This is a genomic window from Bacillus sp. 16GRE42 (genome assembly GCF_019837435.1).
GTDB classification, from domain to species: Bacteria; Bacillota; Bacilli; order Bacillales; family Bacillaceae_G; genus Bacillus_A; species Bacillus_A wiedmannii.
The window spans coordinates 183704-210483 of the sequence record NZ_JADAXF010000003.1; the positions used below are offsets into that span (position 1 = coordinate 183704).

14 protein-coding genes and 2 pseudogenes are annotated in these 26780 nt (G+C 33.4%); 12 read left to right on the plus strand and 4 right to left on the minus strand.

The window, feature by feature from the left end; all coding sequences use genetic code 11:
* Positions 1 to 215 precede the first annotated feature (215 nt).
* Positions 216 to 2360 (plus strand): DNA topoisomerase III, encoded by a 2145-nt coding sequence (gene topB / locus ILS93_RS17580; protein ID WP_064476394.1) that lies wholly within the window; start codon positions 216 to 218, stop codon positions 2358 to 2360.
* 561 nt (positions 2361 to 2921) lie between these two features.
* On the opposite strand, the gene alr is transcribed toward topB, so the two are convergent.
* Complete coding sequence (gene alr / locus ILS93_RS17585) at positions 2922 to 4037, minus strand: alanine racemase (protein WP_064476393.1); 1116 nt, start codon at positions 4035 to 4037, stop codon at positions 2922 to 2924.
* A 1321-nt stretch (positions 4038 to 5358) separates the two neighbouring features.
* On the opposite strand from alr, the gene ILS93_RS17590 reads away from it, so the two are divergent.
* Positions 5359 to 6606 carry a DUF4153 domain-containing protein gene (locus ILS93_RS17590; protein ID WP_064476392.1) on the plus strand — a complete coding sequence of 416 codons (1248 nt, stop codon included), beginning with the start codon at positions 5359 to 5361 and terminating at the stop codon, positions 6604 to 6606.
* Positions 6607 to 6733: 127 nt separating this feature from the next.
* On the opposite strand, the gene ILS93_RS17595 is transcribed toward ILS93_RS17590, so the two are convergent.
* The gene (locus tag ILS93_RS17595) at positions 6734 to 7699 is read right to left on the minus strand and encodes an arsenic resistance protein (protein ID WP_064476391.1); all 966 of its coding nucleotides are present in this window, start codon (positions 7697 to 7699) and stop codon (positions 6734 to 6736) included.
* A 294-nt stretch (positions 7700 to 7993) separates the two neighbouring features.
* On the opposite strand from ILS93_RS17595, the gene ILS93_RS17600 reads away from it, so the two are divergent.
* From ILS93_RS17600 to ILS93_RS17615, 5 genes and pseudogenes are all read left to right on the plus strand, one after another.
* On the plus strand, positions 7994 to 8686 hold the full coding sequence (locus ILS93_RS17600) for an FMN-dependent NADH-azoreductase (protein ID WP_000522525.1): 693 nt from the start codon (positions 7994 to 7996) through the stop codon (positions 8684 to 8686).
* A gap of 235 nt (positions 8687 to 8921) precedes the next feature.
* Positions 8922 to 10277: a branched-chain amino acid transport system II carrier protein gene (gene brnQ / locus ILS93_RS17605; protein WP_064476390.1), complete on the plus strand. Its 1356-nt coding sequence runs from the start codon at positions 8922 to 8924 to the stop codon at positions 10275 to 10277.
* A gap of 85 nt (positions 10278 to 10362) precedes the next feature.
* Positions 10363 to 10782 (plus strand): VOC family protein, encoded by a 420-nt coding sequence (locus ILS93_RS17610; RefSeq protein WP_064476389.1) that lies wholly within the window; start codon positions 10363 to 10365, stop codon positions 10780 to 10782.
* Positions 10783 to 10997: 215 nt separating this feature from the next.
* A pseudogene (locus ILS93_RS29110) lies at positions 10998 to 11099 on the plus strand (copper resistance CopC family protein); the annotation flags it as partial.
* A gap of 35 nt (positions 11100 to 11134) precedes the next feature.
* A pseudogene (locus ILS93_RS17615) lies at positions 11135 to 11341 on the plus strand (branched-chain amino acid transporter); the annotation flags it as partial.
* A gap of 171 nt (positions 11342 to 11512) precedes the next feature.
* On the opposite strand, the gene ILS93_RS17620 reads toward ILS93_RS17615, so the two are convergent.
* Complete coding sequence (locus ILS93_RS17620; RefSeq protein ID WP_064476387.1) at positions 11513 to 12352, minus strand: dimethylarginine dimethylaminohydrolase family protein; 840 nt, start codon at positions 12350 to 12352, stop codon at positions 11513 to 11515.
* 216 nt (positions 12353 to 12568) lie between these two features.
* Positions 12569 to 13288: a 4'-phosphopantetheinyl transferase family protein gene (locus tag ILS93_RS17625; RefSeq protein ID WP_064476386.1), complete on the minus strand. Its 720-nt coding sequence runs from the start codon at positions 13286 to 13288 to the stop codon at positions 12569 to 12571.
* Positions 13289 to 13611: 323 nt separating this feature from the next.
* On the opposite strand from ILS93_RS17625, the gene ILS93_RS17630 reads away from it, so the two are divergent.
* The 5 genes from ILS93_RS17630 to ILS93_RS17650 all read left to right on the plus strand — a co-directional run bounded on the left by ILS93_RS17630 (position 13612) and on the right by ILS93_RS17650 (position 26765).
* Positions 13612 to 14643 (plus strand): serine hydrolase domain-containing protein, encoded by a 1032-nt coding sequence (locus tag ILS93_RS17630; protein WP_064476385.1) that lies wholly within the window; start codon positions 13612 to 13614, stop codon positions 14641 to 14643.
* 220 nt (positions 14644 to 14863) lie between these two features.
* On the plus strand, positions 14864 to 15874 hold the full coding sequence (locus tag ILS93_RS17635) for a fatty acid desaturase family protein (protein WP_002189230.1): 1011 nt from the start codon (positions 14864 to 14866) through the stop codon (positions 15872 to 15874).
* A 194-nt stretch (positions 15875 to 16068) separates the two neighbouring features.
* On the plus strand, positions 16069 to 16788 hold the full coding sequence (locus ILS93_RS17640; protein WP_064476384.1) for a thioesterase II family protein: 720 nt from the start codon (positions 16069 to 16071) through the stop codon (positions 16786 to 16788).
* Positions 16778 to 22546, plus strand: a complete 5769-nt coding sequence (locus ILS93_RS17645; RefSeq protein ID WP_222661007.1) for a non-ribosomal peptide synthetase — start codon at positions 16778 to 16780, stop codon at positions 22544 to 22546. The genes ILS93_RS17640 and ILS93_RS17645 overlap by 11 nt, the downstream gene beginning before the upstream one ends.
* Positions 22539 to 26765, plus strand: a complete 4227-nt coding sequence (locus tag ILS93_RS17650; protein ID WP_064476382.1) for a type I polyketide synthase — start codon at positions 22539 to 22541, stop codon at positions 26763 to 26765. Before ILS93_RS17645 ends, ILS93_RS17650 begins: the two co-directional genes overlap by 8 nt.
* The last annotated feature ends 15 nt before the right edge of the window (positions 26766 to 26780 follow it).

A 26780-nucleotide genomic window follows, 5' to 3' on the forward strand; every position in this document is an offset into this window, starting at 1 on the left:
TGATTTTTTGGGACGTCTTTTTAATTATGAGCATGTGAATGTAAGAGTTAAATGAAGAGTTTCTATTGTGAAGCCATAAAGAATAAGCGTATAATATTATAGGTCTCCCATTTGCGAGACAAACCGCGAATGATAAATAAGATTGTTGTTTTATCATCGCCTCTAAACAGATAGACAATGAAAGTAACACTGGAATACAGATAGGGAGTTATAAAATGAAATTAATTATTGCCGAGAAACCAGATCAAGGTTTGGCTCTTGTTTCACAATTTAAATATCGCCGGAAAGATGGATATTTAGAAGTAGAAGCGAATGAGTTATTTCCAAATGGAGCGTACTGTACATGGGCAATTGGTCATTTGACGCAGTTATGTAATCCAGAGCATTATCACGCAGAGTGGAAAAAATGGTCACTTAATACGTTACCGATGATTCCAGAGCGTTTTCAATTTGAAGTAACAAAGTCGAAGTATAAACAGTTTAACGTTGTGAAACAGCTGTTACATAATCCGGGGGTAACAGAAATTATTCATGCGGGCGATGCTGGGCGTGAAGGGGAATTAATCGTACGAAACATTATTAATCTTTGCAACGTGCAAAAGCCGATGAAGCGTCTTTGGATTTCATCTTTAACGAAGCAAGCTATTTACCAAGGGTTTAAAAACTTGCTTGATGAATCAGATACAATTAATACGTACTATGAGGCGTATACAAGGTCATGTGCGGATTGGGTCGTTGGTATGAATGCATCGCGTGTCTTTAGTATTTTGCTAAAGAAAAAAGGAATGAACGATGTATTTTCAGCTGGTCGTGTACAAACACCGACACTTGCATTAATTGTAAAGCGTGAAAAAGAAATAGAGAACTTTAAGTCAGAGCCATTTTGGGAAGTGTTTGCAACCTTTAATATAGAAGGAAAGAAGTATGAGGGGAAATGGGAGAAAGACAATGAATCTCGCTTACAAGACCCTGATATGGCAAATAAAATTGCAGCATTTTGCCAAGGGAAACCGGCCGTAGTAAAAGAAATGAAAACGGAGCGTAAAGAGTTTCAGCCGCCGTTTTTATTTAATTTATCAGCACTGCAAGCGACAGCTAATAAAGCTTTTAAATTTTCACCGAAAAAGACGCTTGATATAACACAAGCACTATATCAAAAAGGGATAGTTTCTTATCCGCGTTCGGATTCTAACTATGTTACACAAGGAGAAGCAGCGACGTTCCCTGATATTTTACAGAAGTTAAGTCAATTTGATGAATATAAAGGTTTATTACCAGCTCCAGTTGAATCGATTATGAATAATAAGCGTTATGTGAATGAAAAAAAAGTTACAGATCACTACGCTATTATTCCGACAGAGCAAGTTACAAATCCAAGTAAACTATCAGGTGATGAAAAGAAAATTTACGATATGATCGTAAGAAGACTGATTGCGGCGCATTATGAAGTAGCAATCTTTGACTACACAACGATTACAACTCTTGTAGACGAACGTGCTGAATTCATTTCAAAAGGAAAACAGCAAATTCAAGAAGGTTGGCGTAAAGTTATTTTCCAAGACGATAAAGATGACGAAACAATTCTTCCAATTGTCGCAGAAGGTGAACAAGGAAAAGTTGTAAAGGTGAAAGTGAAAGAAGGAAAAACACAGCCGCCGAAGCGTTATACAGAAGGACAACTTATTACGTTAATGAAAACGGCCGGTAAGTATTTAGAGAATGAAGAGCTGGAGAAAGTATTAAAGAAAACAGAAGGTTTAGGTACAGAGGCAACGCGTGCAGGTATTATTACGATGCTGAAAGACCGTAAATATATAGATGTGCAGAAGAACCAAGTGTATGCAACCGATAAAGGGAAAGTATTAATTACCGCAATAGGAGACAAAATATTAGCTTCACCAGAAATGACAGCGAAATGGGAGCAGCGCCTTGCGGAAATTGGTGAAGGCACAGCTTCACCAGCTACATTTATGGAACAAACGAAAAAGCTATCAGCTAAAATTATTGAAGATGCGGTAGAAATGTCGGAGAAATGGGATTTCACTGGATTACATGTTGAATCAATTGAACGAAAAGGATCGAAATTTACAACAGGTAAAAAGGTAGGTAGCTGTAAAAAATGTGATGGCGATGTGATTGATAAGTCAACGTTTTACGGTTGTTCTAACTACAATACGACGCAATGTGATTTTACCATCTCAAAGAAAATATTAAGCAAAACAATTTCGCAAAAAAATATGACAAAGCTCTTAAAAGGTGAAAAGACCGATTTAATTAAAGGCTTTAAAAAGGGCGAGAAAACATTTGATGCGAAGTTAGAGTGGAAAGATAATAAGATGAATTTTGTATTTGAGAATTAAGTGGTGTCAATAAATAAAAAAGTTCTTTCTTGAGTAAAAGCTTCTGTAACAGACTAGGTTTGAAAAAATATTTATAGAAAAGAAAAAGCATGACAAATTTATGTCATGCTTTTTCTACAATTAGTCAAGCTATATTTATCTGGAACATCTGGGTATGAAGGTGCATTGTATATGGTGGAAACAATTTTCCACCATATTAATTTAATATAGCTTGGTCCAATTGAAGTGTCCAAAAGGAAAAATTAATTAGACTGGGGAACAATTAACTAGGCTAGAGGAAAATCAGAAGGAAATAATTTTCCGTTAATTCTGTTAAAATTCTGATTTGAACATTAAATAAAATCTCATGAATGGAAGGCTTGATTTCAAAATAAATTATATGAATGGGAGTGTTGTAAATTAGGTAGAAGTATAAATATTAACAAAGAACATGTTTTGAATAAAGCTACGTATTTATTCTGGAAAAAGGGTTATGAAGCTACATCCATTTCATATCTTTTCAACATAGTGACCTAATACATAACAATTGAGATAATTATGATAAATACTGTCTTTAGCTGGTTATTTGTAAATTCTAGGAACTCTCTGACCCAAGTTACAAGCAACTTCATACGATATGGTTCCTAACATATTTGCCACTTCATCTAATGATATGAAATAATCCCCTTGACCTCCATAAACTACCACTTCATCACCAATATTTACATCCTTAATATCAGTAACATCAATCATACAAAAATCCATACATATTCTACCAAAAACAGGAGCTATTTGTCCGTGTATAAGGACATAAGCCGTTCCAGATAATCGCCTCGAATACCCATCTGCATAACCAATTGGAATAGTTGCAATAATTGCTTTATCTCTTTCAACGCTAGTTGCTCCATATGATACGCCATCTCCCTTCTCAAGTGTCTGGATATAGATGACTTTGGTTTTTAACTGCATTGCTTGTTTAAGATTAACTTTTGTTTTATTCACCTCTTTAGATGGATAAAGGCCATACATTGAAATACCAATACGAACCATATCGTAGGTCATATCTGGCATTTCTATTGTTGCAGCACTATTGGCAATATGAAATATGGGAATAGAAACTTTTTGTTTCTCCAATTCTTCCAATAACCTTCTCCATCGGTTCTTTTGCTTTTCTGCATACCGTATGTCGGCTTCATCTGCGGTAGCAAAATGCGAGTAGACTCCTTCTAGATAAAGGCCATCCATTTTTGACACGATATGGATAAAATCACTTGCTCCTTCTGCTTGAAGTCCCAATCGTCCCATTCCTGTATCGACTTTGACGTGAACCTTTGCCTGTTTTCCTAAGATTTGCCCAGAATTTGATAAAGCTTCTGCATGTTCCATATCAAAAATTGATTGTGTTAAATCCCAATAAACAACATGATTCGATGCTGATGGAGGTGTGTATCCAAGTATAAGTATAGGTGCCTGAATATCTGATTTTCGTAGTTTAATAGCTTCTTCTAAACTGGCCACCGCTAGATAATCCACTCCACTATTAATCGCTTTTTGGGAAACCTCGACAGCACCGTGCCCATAACCATTCGCTTTTACGGTGGCCATTATTATTGTTGAGTTAGGTATTATTTTTCGAAATTCACTAATATTATGTGAAATATTACTAAGGCTAATTTCAGTCCATATTGGTCTATACATCATTTCCCCCCACTTTAGGTGAATTTTCAATGATCGTTTCAAGTAGCTCATTAAACCGATTGCCCACTGATTGTGAACTTTTTAAGAGCAGACTTTTTTTCGTCTTCCTAGGGAATTAATTAACTTCCAACACATAAGGGAGACTATACAGGACGGCCGTCTGTAAGCTTAAAGGCGTTAAACACTATATTCATACCATTGCTAAAATTTTTACATACCTGCACTAATCCAAAAAGGTCCACACAATAAGTATTTTTACGGTCTTATGGTAGGGTGTGGAACCACTATGATAGATGGTAGCTAGAAAATATGATGGTGGGTCATCCCCCTTTAGATTAATTAAATTCAAATAAATTGTATAAGGAGTTATTCTATTAAATGGCCCAATTGTTAAATAACATGACCAGCATTTTTTAAACAAATTTATTATGTTTTAAAAGAATTTATTGTAAATTAAAATTCTTTTTTATCTCTGGACATTTTCATTTTCTCTTACATTTTGAAACTTTGAGTTTTGTTCTTCATCTTAAATATGTGTTAGAAAATAAATTTAGTAATAAAAGAGCTACTATTGCTAAAATAAAAATGTTAACGAGCCTATATCAAGGGTTGAAACCAGAAGTAGCGAAATACTTAGAAGAAAAAGTCTACTTTCATAATAAACAAATTTCTAATGTGGTAAATAAAATGTGATTATTTTAAAAGATACTGATTCATAAAAGAGTAGTAAAAAGCAAATCGAAGTTGCTGTTATCTTATTTAAAGTGGATGAAAATATATAAAGGAAGATTAGATATTTTAGGATTGCTTAGAGTTTATTTTTGGCTAGGAAACTTATATATTTATCATTACTATTTCGTGAGTCATAAGGTACATTTTACAATTTACAGGTGAAAAAATATTCCTTTATAGGTGAAGGTACTTTTTATGTCAGGTATTTTAATTTTAAAAAACTATGAAGCATAAAAATTCGGAAGAAAAAGTTCTTTACTTTGGGACAAGTGGTTTCAACAAATAAAAAAGTATGCCAATTAAACTGTACCCTATAGAGTAGACACTGAAAAAATCTATTTTATAGGGAACTTCTTTTATATAAAGGGAAAATAAGGAATTAGAAAATGGAAATAAGCAATTAAGAGCACAACCGAAAGTAGCTTACACTAATATTTGTGAAAATATGCAATAAAAATATCGTATGAATTAATAAAAATTTATTGTAAAACGATAAAAAATATATTAAAATCAAAAACATAATAAATAAGTGTGGTGCTTTTTATGGAAAAGGTAACAACTTTATTTTTTAATTAGAGGAGGTATAAATATGGACATTAACAATTTGATTATTGAAAATATGGATAATCCTCATGAGTTGGAGAGAATGTATAGAAAAGACCCGAAAGCTTTTAAAAAGTCATTCTCACAAGCATGGGATAAAAATCCTGATTCTCAGGTGCTAGCTGCTTGGTATGAAAGGTTGCATTTCAAGGAGACGGCAGATAAAGAAAAAATATCGCTGTTTCAAAAAGGTTTCTTATTCATGGGCATGTTAGCTATTCTAGCTGGGCTAAGCACTAGAATCATTTTCCACTTTGTCGAGCAGGAAGCAATTGCTCCAATTAACTTGGCTTTTGGTGTAATTCCCTTTATTGCTGCTTATTTTATTTACAATAATACTCCGAAAAAAAGTATTATTTATTTCCTTGCAGCGTTGTTCCTAATTGCCGGGTTGTATCTTAATATGTTGCCATTAAATTATAAAGACAGCAGTATCCTTGCGTATTTACATCTTCCTATATTGTTATGGGTCTTATTGGGACTTGCGTTTACGGGAAATGAATATTCAAAAGGCAGTACAAGATTAGCTTATATTAAATTTAATTTAGAATATTGTCTTCTCTACGCGAGCATGGCAGTGAGCGGAATGATACTAGCAGTATTCACCATGAAGTTATTTAGCTTTGTTGATTTGGATATAGGAGAATTCTATTTTAGTAATGTTGTATTATTTGGAGCTGCCGCTCTCGCTGTAGTGGCTGCATACTTAGTATCATTGAATCTTAAACTTGCTAAAAATATTACACCATACATATCTAAAATTTTTAGTCCTCTCGTCCTGATCACATTGTTTATTTATCTTATAACGGTAATTTGGGTCGCGAAAAATCCATTCTTGGATCGTGATTTCCTAATGGCCTTCAACGTAATACTCCTTGGTGTATTGGCTGTTACTATATTTTCTATCGTTGAGAGTGATTCAGACGAGAAAAAGAGCATTTCAGATTATATAAATTTTGCCTTAATTGTTCTGGCGCTTATTATTGACACTGTCGCATTATCAGCCATCGTATTCAGACTTTCTTCTTACGGGATTACACCTAATAGACTTGCTGTTTTAGGCGTAAACATACTGATTTGGGCAAATCTCATTTGGATTATGTTTTCCTATATGCGTTTTCTACAAAACAAATCAGGACCGACAGCTATTCAAGATGCTGTTACGAAGTATTTGCCAATCTACGGACTTTGGGCAGCTTTCGTAATATTTACTTTTCCTATAATTTTTAATTAGAAAGACATAGTAAATGTAACGACAAGCTAATTTTCTATCACGTATAAAATCCTTAGAGTCGATAATGATCGTTACTTCTATAAGTTCTCTAAAATAAAAAAACGTCCCAAAGTAGGACGTTTTTTTATTATGTATATTGCTTTTTTTTCTTAATAAGTAATAACACTTGTGACACACAAGCAAGTACTGGTAGTTCTATTAATGGTCCAATCACTAATGCAAGTGCAATAAGAGGTTCGTCTGGAAAAGCTGTTACAGCAATAGCGAGTGCAACAGGCGAGTTTCTTGCTAATGTTGTTAAGCTTAGACTAACTGTATCTTTATAAGATAAACGCATCATGCGTCCGATAAATTGTCCAAGTACAAAATTAATGATGAAGAACAATAGAACAGGAATAAGTAATAGTAAAACAACATTCATATTTTGTAGTAAATATTTACCTTGTGATGCAAACATCGCTACAATTGCTAAACTTAAAAATACAATTTGCGCAGAGCTGAAAAACGGAATGAGTTTATTCTCGAGTGTTTCAGTTTGTTTCATTTTATACATAATGAATTTTGTAGCGTGTGCAAGTACAAATGGTAAGACGATTACGATAACAATACTTTCTACTAAAACAGAAACCGCTACAGTCTTCATGACACCAGCAAATAAAAATAAATAAATGGGAAGGAGTAGTACTTGCAAAATTAAATTTACAGGCAAAATGGCAGTAGAAAGTGCTACATTTCCTTTCGCTATTTCAGTAAAGATTAAGTACCAGTCTGTACATGGAGTAACCATTAACATAATAAATCCAACCCAAAGTGCTGGATGGTCGGAAAGAAATAGTGCTCCTAATCCCCAAGCGAGTAAAGGTGTCCATAAAAAATTAATAGTAAGGCTCGTTCCAGCAAATTTTAAATTGCGGAATCCATTTTTTATTTCTTTCAATGGAATGCTGAGGAATAATCCATACAGCATGAAAAATAAGAAGGGGACAATAAATTGCTCTGAATACATATGTATCAAATGAAATTGTCCGAGTACGATGCCGCATGTAACAGCAAAAAGAATAATAAAAGTTTGAATCTTTTCTATAGTGCTCATGAGTAAATCCTTTCTAAATATGAATTGCCCTCTCTACATCCATTATACAAACAATAAAGTTACAATTGGTGTATGAATTGTATTGTGGTCATTATTTTTAATCCGAGATATTATTTTTTATTTAAAGTTACTTGACTAAAGTAAGTTACTGTATTACAATCACTTACATAAGGTAATTAAATAACAAAAAGTTTTTTGTGTTTTTACTTAAGGTATCTATTGGAACTTTTTACTAGAATAAGAATTTTTATGATGATGAATAATGAATATGATAAGAAAGTTTAGGTGAAGAAAGTGGGATTATTTAGCTCATTATTTGGTAAAAAAGAAGAAAATACAAAAGTAGAGGGGAATAAAACAATGTCAAAAGTATTATTTGTAAAAGCAAACGATCGTCCGGCGGAGCAAGCAGTTAGTTCAAGAATGTATGAAACATTTGTAAGTGCTTATAAAGAAGCGAACCCAAATACAGAAATTACGGAGTTAGATTTATTCGCATTAGATCTGCCGTATTACGGAAATATCGCGATTTCAGGTGGATATAAACGTAGTCAAGGAATGGAGTTAACAGCAGAAGAAGAGAAGGCTGTAGCTAAGGTAGATCAATATTTAAATCAGTTTTTAGAAGCTGATAAAGTTGTATTTGCGTTCCCACTATGGAACTTCACAGTGCCAGCACCATTAATCACATATATTTCATACTTATCTCAAGCTGGAAAAACATTTAAATATACAGCAAATGGCCCAGTAGGTTTAGCTGGTGATAAGAAAGTCGTTGTATTAGGTGCGCGTGGTTCGGATTATTCTTCAGAACAAATGGCTCCTATGGAAATGGCGGTTAATTATGTAACGAATGTGCTTGGGTTCTGGGGAATTACAAATCCAGAGACTGTTGTAATTGAAGGGCACAATCAATATCCAGATCGTTCACAACAAATTGTTGAAGAAGGTTTAGAGAACGTTAAGAAAGTAGCGGCAAAATTTTAATTGATAGTAAATGTAAAAAACCAACATGGATGACCATGTTGGTTTTTTAGTCTATTTCTATGTTAAAAAATGTATATTTATAAAATAAATGAAAAGTTTGAAAATAGTATTGCAAAATATTATATGACAAACTATAATAAGTTCAAGAATAGTTGATAGTCGAATTGAATATTCAGAAAATTCAATTAGTTAAAAATGGAAAATGAGATAAGGAAATTTGAATGGGGGTTATATTATGGCGAATAAAGTACCGTTTTCGTTCATAGTAGTTATTGGATTAATGTTATTTGCACTATTTTTTGGAGCAGGAAATTTAATATTCCCGGCAATGCTCGGTCAATCGGCAGGAGAGAATGTATGGATTGCTAACGCTGGATTTTTAGTAACGGGTGTTGGATTACCACTACTAGGTGTACTGGCATTTGGTTTTTCGGGTAAAGATGATTTACAGTCATTAGCAAGTCGTGCTCACCCAGTATTCGGGATTGTGTTTACAACAGTTTTATACTTAGCGATTGGCCCGTTATTTGCAATACCAAGAACAGGAAATGTTTCTTATGAAATTGGTCTTAAACCGTTTATGCCAGAAGGATTAGGTTCTACACCTTTAATTCTTTTCACAATTGTATTCTTTAGCATCACTTGTTTTTTTTCGCTAAATCCTGCGAAAATTGTCGATATTGTTGGAAAAATCTTAACGCCAATTAAGTTAACTTTCATTGGTATTTTAGTAATCGTTGCTTTTATACATCCGATTGGAGATATGCAAGCACCAGTGGAAGCTTATACATCACATGCATTCTTTAAAGGATTCCAAGAAGGATACTTAACAATGGACACGCTTGCATCATTCGTATTTGGAATCATCATCATTAATGCAATTAAAGAAAAAGGTGCAAAAACGAAAACACAGATTATGATCGTTTGTGCAAAAGCGACAATCATTGCAGCATCTATTTTAGCAATTATCTATACAGCTCTTTCTTATATGGGTGCTTCAAGTGTTGCGAAGCTTGGACATTTAGAGAACGGTGGAGAAGTATTAGCGAAAGTTTCTAACTACTATTTCGGATCATATGGTGGAGTATTATTAGGATTAATGATTACAGTAGCGTGTTTAACAACTAGTGTGGGACTTGTATCAGCATGTTCTTCATTCTTCCATAAGTTATTCCCAAGTGTTCCTTACAAAGCGATTGCCATCACGCTATGTGTATTTAGTGCAATTGTTGCAAACGTAGGATTAACACAATTAATCGCAGTTTCTGTTCCAGTACTAACAGCAATTTATCCACTAGCAATCGTATTGATTTTCTTAACATTCTTCCATTCATTATTCAAAGGAAGAGCTGAAGTTTATCAAGTGAGCTTAATCGTAACATTTATCATCAGCTTATTCGATGGATTAAGTGCAGCTGGAGTTAACATTGAAGTAGTAAGCCGAGTGTTCACTAAATTCCTTCCGATGCAAGAAGTAGGATTAGGATGGATCTTCCCAGCGATTATCGGTGGATTTATCGGATATGGCATTAGCGTTTTAAAAGCAAAAAATCAAGTTCAACCAGCTAGTGCGAATAAGAAAATAGGTTAAATAAAAAAGTTATAGAACTTGTTTCTATAACTTTTTTTGTTACTATTGATAAGGATAGAAAAAATAAAGTAGTAGGGGAAATAAAATGAAAAAAACAATTGATCATATCGGCATCGCAGTTCGAGATATAAATAGTACGATACGTTTTTATGAAAATGTGTTACTAGGAACTTTAATAGATCGTTACGTAAGTGAAGCTCCTGGTGTGGAAAGCGAAGTAGCCATTCTTGAAGTGGATGGAGATAGAATTGAATTACTTGCACCGACGAATAATACGACATCTCCAATTGCCCGTTTTATTAAACAAAAAGGTAAAGGTGTTCATCACGTTGCGTATCGTGTCGATGATTTAGATGTGGCTCTAGAAGAGTTAAAAGAACAAGGTATTCGGACATTAGAGCATACACTTCGGATTAATAAGCACGGTAGAAGATTAATATATCTTAACCCAGCGGATACAGAGGGAACAATCATTGAGTATTGTGATTATCCGGAAGAGAAGTAGAGGAATTTTATGATTGAAAAAGGGTGTTGCGTAATTGCGTGACGCCTTTTTAATTTGTGTATTTTCTTTAGGTGGAACATCCTGCTATAGAGTTCCTTATATTTAATGAGGTTAAATTCTTAGGATGGGAATATAGTTTAGGAAGTATATGTAAGAAAAGTATAGTGATGAAAAATAAGTGAAGTGTGAAAGTAATAAGAAGGCTAGAGGCATAGTTGCTAATAGAGTGCATTTTCATTATAGGGGTACCAAAAAGTGCCGCTGCTCATGGGTATGTTGTGAAATCGAACCCTACTGAAAATGAAATGTTGAAGAAGCGCTAACTGTTGTGAAAATTAAATGCGGTGAGGCTATAACATTTATCATCAGTTTATGTAATAGATTAATTGCAGCTGGAGTTAACATTGAAGTAGTAAGCCATCTGTTCACGATGCAGGTAGTAGGGTTAGACTGGATTTTCCTCGCGATTATCGGTGGATTTATTGGGGAGGGTATTAATGTTTTAGGAGTGAAAAATCAAGTTCAACCAGCAGCTAGAGAGAATAAGAAAATAGGTTAAGTAAAAAAAGGTTATAGCATTTAATCCTATAACCCTTATATATAGAATACATCATCATGGCAGTTTATATTATAGGTAGTTGTATGATAAATGTAGGATTCATATTAGTAGAGAAAGCTAGTAACTGTAGACTACGCTTTAAATGAGAGCATTTAAAGCGTAGTTTTTTAATCATTCTCTTTGCAGAGGAAGAGTGCAGCAGCGAAAAGATCCACCAGATTTTATAATCTCTCCAAAGTCAATTTCAATAACCTCATAACCTCTACGTCTCAGTTCGTTATTTGTTTTAGTATTACTGGGTAAACTAATAATCTTTTCATTGCCTAAAGATAATACATTGGTTGCTAAAGTAAATTGCTCTTTTTTAGATACCTCTATTAAATTATAACGATCTGATAACATGTTTAGTGTACTATTACTAAATGCATGTGGATATATTAAAGCTTCTTCCTGTGAAATGATATTAAAAACACAATCTAAATGTAAAAAATCTTTGGAAAAAGGAACGGGAATTATTTCATAGTGTGTGAGCAACTGTTGAAGTTTTATTACAGAGTTAAATAACGTTCGATTGCTTACGCCAATATATACAATATCTTGATCGATAATGACGTCGCCGCCTTCTATATGACTATTAATACAATCTATATAAGTAATATCTTTTTCTAATAATATTTTCTTGAAAATTTGCTCTTCTCCTTTACGAACTTCATTTTTCATGTTAGAAATGAAAACAGTTTCCCCTACAGTAAAACCGATATCTCTCGTGAAAACTTGTTCGGGAAAGCGTACTTCAGGAGGTAGCATTAAAGTGTGTATTCTATTTTCTTTAAGTATATCAATAAATTTTGAGTATTGTTCTCTCGCTAGATTTACATTAAAGCCTAAATTGATAAAATATTTTTGGGTCTTGTTTATACCGCTAGAAATATTCATATATAATGGTTCGCATAGTACAACTTTTTTTAACGTACTATATTCACTTGAGCAATATGACTTTAAAATACTCATTCTAATAATCCTCCAATATAGGTGATTTTTAAATTGTTATACGATGATTGAAGCTTAAAATATTTTTGGATACAGAAGATAAAACGTAATAAAATATGAACTTAAAAAAGATTGAGCTTATAATAATTTAAGTGATTATTATAAGTTATAGTTTTCTGTATTTTCAGTTTTTTATAACGCCGGGTGTATCATTGTTCTAGAAAAAACGTAAAATAATTATAGGAACTCAGAATAATCTAGTATCTTTATAGATGAATTGTTTATCTGTTCCCAATCTGTATAACAAACCGCGATAGTGTAATTTTGCTCTAACCGATTTAGGTAGAAATAAAATTGACTAAAAGTGGAATTAGTGTTCCGTAATGTTATTTTATTTTGGGACCAATCGTCCATATTGAAGCCGAAACTATCTAATGGATATAGAAGTCCTTTTCCGATCGCTTTAACAAATGATTCTTTTAAAGTCCAAATATCAAAGAAAAACGATAACTGTCTATCGTGAGGAATATGCTGAAAATAGTCAAGTTCTTCTTGAGTAAAGCATAGTTCGGTTATGGAAAAATCTATAGGTTGAATTTTTTCAATGTCTACACCAATTCTTCCATTTGAAGTAAGTCCACATATAATCCATTCTTCAGAATGAGATAAATTAAAATCCCCCTTCCAACCATGATATTTATTTAAAAAAGGGCGGCCTGCTCGATCTCTGTTTATAGAGATAGCATCTGCAGGTATGAGTAAAATTTTTTCTAAACATTTTCTGATGCATAGATGAGCTAATAATGTTCTTTGTTGATCTTCTAATTTATGAAATCTTAAAATTCTTTCCCTTTCATTTTTAGGTAATTTTGTGAGTTTCAGCTCTATGTCTTTGTAGGGTAGTAAAATTCCTAATTTAACTGCAATAATTTCTAAGTAACTATCAATTTTTTTCATAATGACCTCACTAACAATATAAATAATAGTCTCAAGAGAATTTAAATGTATAATTAATTTTATTATTTATCAACTACCATTACATTATAGAGAGTGATATAAGATTTATTGAGAAATCATGTGAATTATATTAAGTGTTATTGTATAGCTATTTTGAAGAAATGAACAAACTTATGTTTTATTTTTTTTGAAGTCAATTCAATTATTAAAAAAGTTTCTCAAGTTTTGTTATGTATTTTAGATTGCTTTGAAAATTAAATGAAGTTACAATTAATCCTGTTTAATAGTTGGAAAAATCAGAAAAATAAAAGGGGATTGGGTAAGTGATAATTTCTGGAGAAATAAAAGAATTTATAAAGAATTATGATGATAAATTACCATTCTCAGGTGCGATTTTAATTCAAAATAAAAAAAAGATCTTTGAAGATGGATTTGGATATGCGAATAGAAGTGAACAAATTTTTAATACATCACGTACTCGGTTTGGTATGGCTTCTGGGTGTAAAATTTTCACTGCAGTGGCAATATGTCAATTAGTTGAAAAGGGTGTTTTAACTTTTGATACCTGTTTGAAAGAGTGTTTAGAAGACCCATTCCCACATTTTTATGAAGGTATTACAATTCATCATTTATTAACTCATACTTCGGGCATACCAGATTATTTTGATGAAGAAGAAATGGATGATTTTGAAGATTTATGGAAGGATACCCCAATGTATTCTATTAAATCTCCTGCAGATTTTCTGCCTATGTTTCAAAATTATCATATGAAGTTTAATCCTGGAAGTAAATTTTCTTATAGTAATGCAGGTTATATTTTACTTGGTTTGATTGTAGAAAAATTGACAGGGATGAAGTTTGCAGAATATGTAAAAGAGCATATATTTCAAGTTTGCGGCATGTCAGATTCAGGATATTTCCGGATGGATCAACTGCCGGAAAGAACTGCACTTGGATATATAGATAATAAAGATGATAACACTTGGAGAACTAATATCTATTCGGTCCCTATAGTTGGTGGGCCAGATGGAGGGGCTTTTACAACAGTTTTAGATTTAGGAGAATTTTGGAATGGATTATTTAATGGGAAACTCTTAAATAAAGAGTACACTAATCAGTTGTTAACTCCTTATGTGAAAAATAATAGTTTACATTATGGATATGGTGTTTGGATTTCAATGGAAAATGATGAGATTCTCAAATATTTTGTATTTGGATTTGATCCAGGTGTGAGGGTTCATTCATCTGTAAATGCAAAGTCTAAGATGCAACTCCATATTATGTCTAATGTAGAACAAAATGTAGTTCCTATTAAAAATGGGATTGATAAATTAATTTCTGGAAAAAAGATTTAGTTTTTGAGATTCATGGATGTTTTTTGATACCTACAAAATAAAAAAGGATATGAATATTTAACTAAGAGTTAATCTGCTTATAAAAACTGTTGGATTGTTCGCTTTAAAGGATTAATTAGAGTATAAATTTTGAGAGCCTAAGGGTGTTTGTTAAGGATTTAAATGAAGGATTCCTGATATAAATCAACAGCATTAATTTCTATATAAAGGAGTTAATAATATGATTAGAGGAACTACCGATTTAGGGGAAAGTCAAAAGAAAGAGTTAGAGAAGCATCGTTTTTCGAAAGAAATCAACTTGGAAATTCGCGAATTACAAAAAACCAACAATTGGTATAATTTTTTTGCTATAGGGTTGGATTGGGGTATTGTGTCCTTAGTAATTGCATTGAATTATTTTATCCCTACTATGTGGATGTATTTAATTAGTATTGTTATCATTGGTAGCCGTATGCGTGGCCTTGATATTATGATGCATGAGTCAAGTCATCGTATGCTTTTTAAAAATCGTAAATTAAATAAGTGGGTTGCATGTTTCTTTGCTGCTTATCCGATAATGATTTCTTATAAAGCATATTGTAAGAGTCACATGAATCACCACAGGTATTTATGGAGTGAGATAGACCCTGATAAGCAAAGGTATCAAATTGTTGGGTTAGATAAACCGACTAAAAATAAAATGAAATTTTTTATTCAGCATTGCTTAAAGCCTTTGTTCTTAGTACATGTGCCGAATTATTTGATTGGAATGATCAAAGTAACAGCATATGCAAAAGAGGAACCTAGATTTGATCAAATAATCAGGACTCTATATTGGGGCGCTATCATTATTTGTTCAATTGTTTTCGGTTTCTGGCAAGAGTTGATTTTATTTTGGGTAGTTCCGTTTTTAACAACTTTTCAAATGTTAAAATATTGGGCTGAAATGGCCGAACATGCAGGACTAGAATCGGAAAATGAGATATTTGCATCAAGAAATTCTTTTGGGAATTGGTTTGAGCGCTTTCTCATTCATCCTCATAGAAACTCATACCATTTGGTACATCACTTGTTCCCTGCTGTTCCACACTTTAACATAAAGAAAGCTCATCTTATTTTAATGAAAGATGAAGAATATCAAAAAGCGCATCATTGTACAGGGTTCTTTTTTTCCACTGCACCAGGATTCTCCTCTGTAATAGATGATATACAAGGACGGATACCATTTTGGAATAAAGTGAAAGGGAAATAGATCATTATACGTGTTGTGCTACATAGGCTGTATGGAAATTTAATGGTTTACCAAAGATAATTCCTGATTGCACCCTAAAATATAAATGGGAGCTAGATTAATAAAAAAATTGGGAGATGTTAGGTGGCTAATTAAGTTCTATAGAGCCTTTTAAAATTTAGTAAATAATTTTGATTCATAGGAAAGGAGAGTATATGAATAACACGATGCTTTTTTGTTTTCCTTATGCTGGTGGATCCGGTTCGATATATAGTAAGTGGAAAAATTACTTACATCCTAGTATTGAATTGAAACCAATTCAATACGCAGGAAGAGGTAAAAGATTTCAAGAAGATTGTTATGATGATATGAATCACGCGGTTAACGATATATTTGAATATGTATATAGAGTTGTAGGTAATTGCGATTACGCGTTTTTTGGTCACAGTATGGGAGGGCTTATCGCTTATGAACTTTGTAAGGAAATAGAAAGTAGAAATCTTAATGCTCCTGTGCATATTTTTCTATCAGGTGTAAAACCGCCTAATTTTATTAGAGAACAAAAAGTGTCTAACTTACCAGAAAAAGAATTTAAAGATGTGATATTAAATTTAAATGGTACTCCAAAAGAAGTTCTTAATAATCAACAGTTAATGGATATGTTTATACCAATTTTAAGATCTGACTTTAAAGTGATAGAAGAATATAAATTCAGTAATGAATTGTACAAGTTAAATACGTGTATTACTGCAATGTACGGTAAGATGGACGATGTTACTGAGGAATACATGGAAAAATGGTGTGAGTTTACTTCGAGAGATACTGTTGTTTATGGCTACCCAGGAGATCACTTTTTTATTAATGAAAATTACATTGATATTATAAATCTTATTAATTCAACATTGGTTGGGAGAGGAGATTATTATGAGCAATGATGTTTATAATACAGATTTGTTAACTAAAGAGGAGAAATTTTGGTTGGATCAACTATCAACGGATTTAGAAATGAGTAGTTTTTTAAATTTTAATAAAAAAATTGGTGTGAAAAATCAGGGAGAAAAAGTATTTACATATAGATTGTCAGAAAACATATCACATAAAATTAGTGAAATAAGTAATCATTCTGAATATGGAATATTTATCATTTTGATTGCTAGTGTGAAATATTTACTCTCAATATACACGGATAGTAAAGATGTTTCTATTGGAACGCCAGTAATTCAATCAAAATCTGGCACAGCATATTATGATCATCTTTTGATTATAAGAAGTAATATCCATAGTAATATGACATTTAAGGAGCTTCTATTAAAAGTACAACAAAACATTTCAGAGGCAAATAAAAATCAGAAAGTATCGCATAAGCGATTAGCAAAACTTTTAGGAGATGAGAATGCAAATTCTAATAAACTGAATCCTCGTACAGTCATACAGTTTGAAAATATTCAACATAATATTTCTAATCATTATACAAATGCAGATACCGTCTTTAATTTTAAATGGCATGGAGATAAAATAGAGTGTTGTGTCACTTGTAAAGAAAGTGTAGAAGACTTGATTGGAAGAGTTATAGATCAACTGACTCATTTGTTAAAAGTGGTAGTAGCTAATCCTAGTATAAGGCTCTCTGAAATCGACATTTTATCCAATGAGAGAAATCGTATTCTAAATGAGTTTAACAACACAACATCAAGTTTTCCTAAGGATAAATCTGTTGTTGATTTGTTTGAATTTCAAGTAGCTAAAAGTCCACATAAGCTAGCAGTCTTTTATCAAAATCAAAATTTAACTTACGAGGAATTAAATAGAAAAGCAAATCATATAGCACATAAATTAGTTGAATTAGGAGCTAAAAAAGATTCTGTAATAGGAATTATGTTGGATAGATCGCTTGAACTTCCAATTGGTATATTAGGTGTTTTAAAGGCAGGAGCTGCATATTTACCCATTGATCCAAACTATCCAAATGAACGAATTAATTATCTCCTAAGTAATTCTAATGTAGATATCATATTGAAGTACAGCAATAATGAATTTAATTTTATAAATGAAAACACTAGATTTATTGATATAGATACAACTTTAAGAGACGGTACACCTATAGAAATGAGTGGGAATTTAGAATTGAAAATCCCATTAGAGAGCTTAATGTATGTTCTTTATACATCTGGAAGCACTGGTGAACCTAAAGGAGTTATGGTGAAAAGAAATTCATTTATGAATTTGCTCAATTGGTATACCAATGAATTTGATATGAATCCAACCGATAATGTATTATTAATTGCCCCAATTAGTTTCGATACAGCACATAAAAATTTATTTGCTCCATTGATAAAAGGCGGGCGATTGCACCTTTTTGAGTCAGGTATGTATGATTACAATAAAATGTCTGATTATATAAATGTTCATGAAATTACGAGCGTTAATTGTACCCCAAGTGGTTTTTATCCATTGGTTGAGTATAATGAGAGAACTAATTTTAGTAGGTTAATCACGTTGAAGCGTATTTTTTTAGGTGGTGAATCGATAAATTGTAAAAAACTCAAACCTTTAGTTAAATCAATAAATTTCAAGGGCGAAATTATAAATACGTATGGTCCCACGGAATGCACGGATTTAGCCACTTTCTATAGAATTAGTAATCAAGAGATAGAACAATTGAAGGTGATTCCAATCGGAAAGCCTCTTAATAATGTCGAAATATACATTGTGGATCAAGAAATGAATCTTGTACCTATTGGTGTAACGGGAGAACTGTGTATTGCTGGGGTTGGATTGGCACGTGGGTATTATAATGCTCCAGATTTAACGAGAGAAAAATTTGTAGAGTTTCCGAAAATTACCGAAAAAAAAGTTTATAAAACAGGCGATATGGCAAGGTGGATGCCTGATGGGAATATTGAATTTATTGGAAGGAAAGATAATCTTACGAAAATAAGGGGGTTTCGGGTAGAAGTTGGGGAGATAGAGACTTGTCTTATGAAGCATCCAGATGTAGATGAAGTTGTTGTTGTTGCAATCGAAGATACTTTCGGTACGAAAGTATTAAGTGCTTATTTTGTTGCCAATGTGCATATAACAAACTCAGAATTAAGAAATTTCCTTATTAAAAGTTTGCCGAATTTCATGGTGCCAACCTACTTCACTCAACTGAAAAAAATGCCACTCAATCAAAACGGGAAAATTGATCGTAAAGCATTGCCAGTGTCCAACTTGGATCCAGTATCAGACTTCGACTATATTGCACCAGAAGGCGAATTGGAAAAAAAGGTTGCACATATATGGAGAGATGTTCTTAACATTCAAAAGATAGGAGTGTATGATAATTTTTTTGAGTTAGGTGGGCATTCTTTAAATGCTGCTTCAATCATATTGAAAGTTAATCAAGAATTTGACGTGAATATACACTTGAGTGAAATGTTTAAAAAGCCAACTATAAAAGAATTTACAACTCTAATACTGGATGGGGAACAACATAAAAGTTCAATTATATTACCTGTTGAAGTAAGAGAATCCTATCCTGTTTCATCACAGCAAAAAAGGCTATTTATTATGTGGCAACTTAATCGTGATTCAGTAGCTTATAATTTACCGTCTGGGACAATTATAGAGGGTGATCTCGAATATGATATGTTGGTGAGAGCTTTCCAACATCTTGTTGATCGTCATGAATCTTTACGTACATCGTTTTCATTCATCAATGGACAAGTGGTGCAGTATGTACATCCTACATTAAAGGTTATTGTTGATATCGTGGAAGCATCGGAAGAAGAATTAATGGAGTATGTACATGGGTTTGCTACACCTTTTAATCTGGAACAACCGCCTCTATTTAAAGTTAAAGTTATTAAAATCAGAGAAAATAAGCATTTACTGTTAACTGATGCTCATCATATTGTCTTTGATGGTATATCGATGGACATAATTATGGAGGAATTTTATGATAGTTATTTAAATAAAGACTTACCTCCGGTTAAATTACAATATAGAGACTACGCAGTATGGCAGGGAGAATTTTTTCAGACTGATGATTTTAAGAGCAAAGAAAAGTATTGGCTAAACATATTTAAAGATGAACCTCCATTGTTAGAGTTAAATACAGATTATCCACGACACCCGGTGCAACTTTATGATAGTGATTATGTACCAATTATGGCGGGATACGATTTGACAAAGCGTTTGAAAAGGATAGCGAAGGAGAATGGGACAACCCTATATACGGTGCTACTTGCTGCTTTAAATGTATTATTTTTAAAATATACGGGTCAAGAAGATATTACGATTGGTACCCTTACAGCTGGCCGATCTCGTCCAGGTTTGGAACGGATTATTGGTATGTTTGTGAATACGGTAGTAATAAGAAATTTCCCATGTTGCAAAAAGACATTTCTGAATTTTCTGAACGAAGTGAAGGATAATACAATAAAAGCTATCGATCATGAAGAATATCCATTTGAATTGTTAGTAAATGAAGTTGATGTTTATCGAAATACAGGGAGAAATCCAATATTTGATATTATGTTTTCTTTGGATAATGATGAGTATTTCTTTAAGGATACAGGGGGGATCACTTTACGTAAATTCCCATTTGAAAGTAGTATGACTCAATTTGATATGTTCATTCATGTATTGGAAATTAATGAAGATATGCATTTTAAGTGGAAGTATCGTAAGGATATATTTAAGAAGGATACAGTACAAAGATTAGCAGAACATTTTATTTATCTACTTGATGAGATTACCAAAAAGATGGATATACCATTACAAGATATCCAGATGATGTCTGAAGCAGAGATGAAAACCGTTCTTTATAAATTTAATAATACGACGGATGAATATTCGTATCAAATGACGGTGCATGAGATATTTGAGCAGAAAGCGAAAGAAAATCCATCAGAAAATGCCATCGTATATAAAGAGATGACACTAACGTACTCTGAGCTGGATGCAAGGGCAAATCAACTGGCCCGCACTTTAAGAAAAAAGGGAGTGCAAAGAAATAGCGTTGTTGGACTTATTGTAGAGCCTTCCTTAGAAATGGTCATAGGAGTTCTCGGTGTGCTAAAAGCAGGAGGTGCATTTTTGCCGATTGATCCCGCTCTTCCAATAAATAGGATAAAATATTTTTTGGGAGACAGTGATTGTCAGTTGGTTCTGGCCCGAAATAATATGAAGGAACGCTTTACTTTTGAACAGGAAATAATTAGGTTGGATGATGAATTAAACTGTAAAAAAGATGGTTGTCATCTTGAAAGCATAAACCAGCCCGACGATTTGGCATATGTAATTTATACCTCTGGAACAACCGGTAACCCTAAAGGGGTTATGGTCGAACACAAAAATATTGTGAATCAGTTGAAAGGACTCATTCAAAAATTAAAATTTAATCAAGAAATGAATCATTTATTACTGGCGAAAATCACATTCGATGTTTCTGTTCAACAAATTCTTCTCCCGATTCTCTCTGGGGGGAGGTTATATATTCCTGAGGAAGAGCTAATCGCTGAGCCAAGAAATATGTGGAACTTTATTGAGAGAAACAAAATTAATGTCTTGGGAGCTGTACCTACCCATTTGAAAGTGTTGATAGATAATATTGTCACAAGTCAATCTCTTAACTATGTTCTTGTAGCCGGTGAGGTCTTTACAAAGAGTCTTTATAATCAATTAAAGAGTACTGTTAATGCAGAGATGATTATTAATCTGTATGGTCCAACCGAGACGACGATTTTTTCAACATACTATATTTGTCATGAAAATGAAGAGAGTTCGAGCATACCAATAGGTAAGCCTCTAAGTAACTATAGGGCATATATTTTAAATCAAGATTATTATCCTGTACCTATTGGTGTGACTGGGGAGTTATATATCGCTGGAGCAGGTGTAGGAAGGGGATATATCAATAAGTCAGATTTGACAGATGAAAAATTTATGCCTGATCCATTTATTCCAGGTGAGAAAATGTATAAAACGGGAGACCTTACAAGGTGGCTCTCTAATGGGGACATCGAGTATATTGGAAGGGTTGACCATCAGGTAAAGGTTAAGGGAGTCCGAGTAGAGCCAGATGAAATAAAAACCCATATTTTAAATCATAAATCTATTGAGAATGCAATTGTTGTTGCAAAACAAAATCAAAGTAATGAAAGCTATTTGTGTGCGTATCTAATTGCAAACCAAGAGGTTACCAGTACAGAATTAAGGAATTATTTGAGGAATAAGTTACCTGAATATATGATTCCTTCACATTTTGTGCAATTAGAGAGTATGCCTTTAACGAATAACGACAAAGTCGACGTAAGGGCCTTGCAAGAAAGGGATGATGAGAATTATATATCGTTAGGTACTACTTATATAGCACCTGGAACGAATCTAGAAAAAATGATAGCGGAGATCTGGAAACAGGTACTTGGGGTAAATCAGGTCGGTATTTATGATCATTTCTTCGAACTTGGTGGGAATTCACTGAATATTATTCAAGTAAATGAACGGTTGAAAAATGATTTGAACATTGACATAACTGTGATGATGCTATTTAGATTTCCTACAATTTATTCTCTATCCCAGCAATTAAAGATGACCGCTGAGAGCAGGGGACAGGAAGAAGTGAACTCAAATAGAGTTCAGGTAATAAAGGAATCAAAAAATAGGTTGAAACAGAGACGTCAAAGAAAGAGGGATTCGAATGAATGATAGTGCACAAGAACCGATAAGAAATGGTATAGAGATTGCTATTATTGGAATGTCTTGCAGATTTCCTGGTGGAGATACTATAAATGAATTCTGGGAAAATTTGAAGAATGGTGTAGAATCGGTAACTTTCTTCACAGATAAGGAGTTACAGACAGGAGGAATTGATCTAGAAACGATCCAGAGTTCCAATTATATAAAGGCTGGTGGGGCTATTACAGGAACAGAATGGTTCGACAATAAATTATTTAATTACTCACCTAGGGAATTAGAGGTAATGGATCCACAGCTGAAAATTTTGCACGAGTGTGCTTGGGAGGCATTAGAGAGTAGTGCTTACTTTCCGGATACCTTTAATGGTTTAATTGGTACTTATATTGGAGCAGCAACAAACTTATATTGGTTAGAAACGGTATATCATGGAGCGAAAGATTTTATAAAAGAAGCGGAATTTTTAAATGGTTCTCAATTTTTCGGCACCAGATTATCACATAAATTAAATTTGAGAGGTCCTAGTTATACAGTTCAAACTGCATGTTCATCTTCGTTGGTTGCTGTGCACTTGGCATGTCAAGCGCTATTAAGTGGAGATTGTGACATTGCTTTGGCTGGAGGAGTTTCACTTACATTACCTGAGAAAAGAGGATATTTATACAAGGAGGGTATGATTCTTTCACCAGATGGGCACTGTAGACCTTTTGATGCTAATGCTAGAGGAACGGTCAATGGAAATGGAGCGGGAATTGTTGTTTTGAAGCGTATGGAGGATGCGATTGCCGATGGAGATTTCATCCATGCTGTTGTGAAAGGATCCGCAATAAATAATGATGGCGCTGATAAGGTTAGTTTTAATGCGCCAAGTGTAGAGGGACAAGCTGCTGTTATTAGAGCAGCCCATCACATGGCCGAGGTAGAATCTGAAAGTATATCATATGTAGAGGCTCATGGTACGGGAACAATGCTAGGTGACCCGATTGAGGTTGAAGCTTTGAAGTTGGCATTTAATACAGAGAAGAATAATTTTTGTGGTATTGGATCGGTTAAAGGGAATATTGGACATCTTGATAACGCTGCAGGTATAGCAGGTTTGATAAAAACTGTAGTTGCTTTGGAGCATCGCATGATTCCACCAAGCATTAATTACGAGAAAGCAAATGAAAAAATTAATTTTGGTAATAGTCCATTTTATGTACAGGATACATTGGCGGGATGGAAGAACCGAGAGTTTCCTTTAAGAGCGGGAGTAAGTTCATTTGGTATGGGGGGAACAAATGCCCATGTTGTACTTGAGGAACCTCCCCAAAGAGAAGCTTCGGAGCGGAGCAGGAGATATCAATTGCTTTCTTTTTCTGCACAAACGAAAAAATCTCTTGAAGAGCAAACTAAAAGGTTAGCTGAATATTTAACTCACAACAATAATGTGAATTTGGCTGATGTAGCTTATACACTTTTAAATGGAAGGAAAAATTTAAAATATCGAAGAGCATTAGTGGTTTCGGATATAGAGGAAGCGAAGCAAGAATTTTTTAATCAAAATTCTGCTAAGGTTCAAACTAATCTTTGTGATGGCGGTAGTAAGCAAATAATTTTCATGTTCCCCGGGCAGGGTGCGCAATATGTAAATATGGGATTGGATTTATATAAAGAAGAGAAGAGATTTCGAGATGAAGTGAATCTTTGTTGTGAGATTTTAGAAGAGATTAGTGGGGTCGACTGGAAGGAAGTCTTATACCCAAAGGATTTGGACGTTAGAATGAGAGATGATATAAATCAAACCTCTAATACTCAGCCTGCAATATTTATTTTTGAATACTCATTAGCAAAAACACTAATGGAATGGGGCATCTACCCGGACGGCATGATTGGACATAGTATAGGGGAATATGTGGCTGCTTGTTTGGCGGGAGTGTTCTCATTAAAGCAAGCGCTTCAGTTGGTGTATGAGCGGGCGACCTTAATGCAACAATTACCTAAAGGAAGCATGATAAGTGTAATGGCTTCGGAAAATGAAATTTTACCACTAATGAATCAAGATGTATCTATTGCCGCAGTGAATAGTCCAATATCATGCGTAATCTCAGGTTCTGATGAGGCAATCTATACTTTTGAGGGGGAATTGATTAGGGACGGTTTTCAGTTCAAAAAACTTGCAACCTCCCATGCCTTTCATTCATCCATGATGGACTCAATTTTAGATACCTATGGAAAGAAGTTAAAAGAAATTAATTTCCATGACATTAAAATACCATTTATATCCAATTTGACAGGAGAATGGATTACGGAAGAACAAGCAAAAAGTGCAGATTATTGGGTGAATCATCTGCGACATGTAGTGAAATTTTCTGAGGGCGTTAAGCATCTACTATCGGGTACGGAAAATGTTTTTGTAGAAGTTGGACCAGGTAGAACATTAAGCAGTTTTGTTAGACAACATACTCAAGGAAAATCTATATGCCCGATTGTAAATACTGTAAGGCATCCAAAAGAAAAAACTTGTGATGACAAGTACTTGCTTCAAAGTATTGGTAAGTTGCATATTCATGGCGTGAAGATTGAGTGGTCCAAGTATTTTTCGCAAGAAAGAAGATATCGTGTTCCGCTCCCTACGTATCCTTTTGAACGGCAATTCTTTAGCCTGTCTAAAGATATTGAAATGGAAGAGAGTTCCCCTTTATCGCAAAGCGACTATGTAGAAGAGCTAAAGAGGAATATTGTTCCGAAAGATGATAAACAGCGGAAAATTATAGAATCATATAAGAGAGTTACGGGAGTAAAACAAGTTAGTATCCATGATGATTTCTTTGAATTAGGAGGTAGCTCACTAACGGCTATCAATGTTGTTTCGAGCTTGCAGAAGGATTTTGATATTTCTATTAATCATTTATTTGAATACCCTAGAGTTTCTGATCTAGCGCAACATATGACATATAAAAAGGAGAAGACTATTCCAGATGCATTAGCAACTTATCTGATTGCTAGAGGAGAAAGGCATCGGTTGATGGAGGAGAAGGTAAGAGGAGACATAGCGATAAGAAGTTTATATGATGATAGAAACAAAAAGTATTACGAAATCAACCTTTCTTGCCAAGTCAGTTATAAAGAAGTTCTATTGACAGGAAGCACGGGATATTTGGGTGTTTACTTATTACATGATTTATTAACTGAATTAGATTGCAATGTACATTTAATTGTAAGAAGTGACAATTGTATACAAGCAGAAAATCGCATTAAAGAAAAAGTTTGCTCTTATTTTGGAACATCTTTTTATGATAAGTATAAGAAAAGAATTTTTGTATATAGTGGCGATCTGACAAAAAAATATATGGGCTTAGATCTGCCGAACTATCAATATTTGAGTGAAACAATCCAATGTATTATACATTCAGCAGGCAGTGTTAGTCATTATGGGAAATATGAAAAATCCTATGAAGCAAACGTTCTAGCCACGAGAAATGTAATTGATTTTTCGCTTAAGGGAGTAAAGAAAGATGTGAATCATATTTCTACATTAGCTGTAGCTTCTGGTGTGGTAAAGAATAACGAAGACATATTGTATACGGAGTATGATAATGATTTAGGGCAAATTATTGAAAATCCTTATCCAAAGACAAAGTTAGAAGCTGAAAAGATTGTACTGGAAATGAGGGGTAAGGGAATAAATGTAAATATTTTTCGAGTGGGAAACATTGGTTTTGATTCTAAAACAGGAAGGTTTCAAGAAAACATAGAGCAGAATGCATTATACTCAATGATGAAATCATATATAAGAATTGGATTGGTTCCAGAAATGGAAAGAGATATAGATTTTGCATGTGTGGATGATGTTAGTCAGGCAATTATTAAGTTGTTTAATAAAAAAGAATTAATGAATGAGACTCATCACATTTTCAATCCTAACTATGTAAGCTTATCAGCTCTTTTAACAACGTATGGATTAGACATAGATGTAAAAGAAACTTCAATTGATAAATTTATAGATTATATCTTTGATGAAAAGCAATTTAATCAATATGCATCAGATATATATAATTTACAGCTGCATTGTATAGGAGATGAATTGAAAACATTTAATGATGTCGAACAAACATTGTTCCATATAATGGGGGATAAAACGAATATGCTGTTAAGAAAAACGGGTTTTGTATGGAATAATATTACGGATGAAATGACGAAAAAAATGATTAGATATGGTCAAAAAGTGAATTATTTCGAAAAACATTAAATATAAAGTGGTGAT